At 64.5% G+C, this 552-nt stretch carries 2 protein-coding genes; both read left to right on the forward strand.

The annotated features are described in order from the left end of the window. A partial coding sequence (locus tag AC1D00_RS44600) for a cytidylyltransferase domain-containing protein (RefSeq protein ID WP_477015144.1) occupies positions 1-220 on the forward strand: 220 nt, incomplete at its 5' end. A 21-nt stretch (positions 221-241) separates the two neighbouring features. Further along, on the forward strand, positions 242-552 hold a 311-nt coding region (locus AC1D00_RS44605; protein ID WP_477015145.1), incomplete at its 3' end, for a prephenate dehydratase domain-containing protein.

The raw sequence follows: 552 nt of genomic DNA on the forward strand, positions 1-552 counted from the left end.
GCGTTACCACCACATCGGCCTTTACGCCTACCGCCGCGCTGCGCTGGAGCGGTTTGTGTCGCTGCCGCCCTCGCCCCTAGAACTGCAGGAAAGCCTGGAACAGCTCCGGGCGGTGGAGGCCGGCATGCGCATCGACATCATGATCGTCGACAGCGTGCCCCGCGGCGTTGACACACCGCCCGATCTCGAAACCGCCCGCAGCATCCTTTCCAAATCCTGAGCCGCTGCTACAAGGCCGACCATGAGCAAGATGAAGATCGCATTCCAGGGCGAACCCGGAGCCAATTCCCACATCGCCATCGTCGAGGCCTATCCCGACGCCGAGCCGATGCCCTGCGCCACCTTCGAGGACGCCCTGTCGGCGATCTCGTCGGGCGAGGCCGATCTCGGCATGATCCCGATCGAGAACTCGGTCGCCGGCCGCGTCGCCGACATCCATCACCTCCTGCCGGCCTCCGGGCTGTTCATCATCGGCGAATGGTTCTTGCCGGTTCGCCATCAGCTGATGGCGGTGAAGGGGACCAAGATCTCCGACATCAAGTCCGTCGAGAG

Source organism: Bradyrhizobium sp. P2_E8 (genome assembly GCF_056403875.1).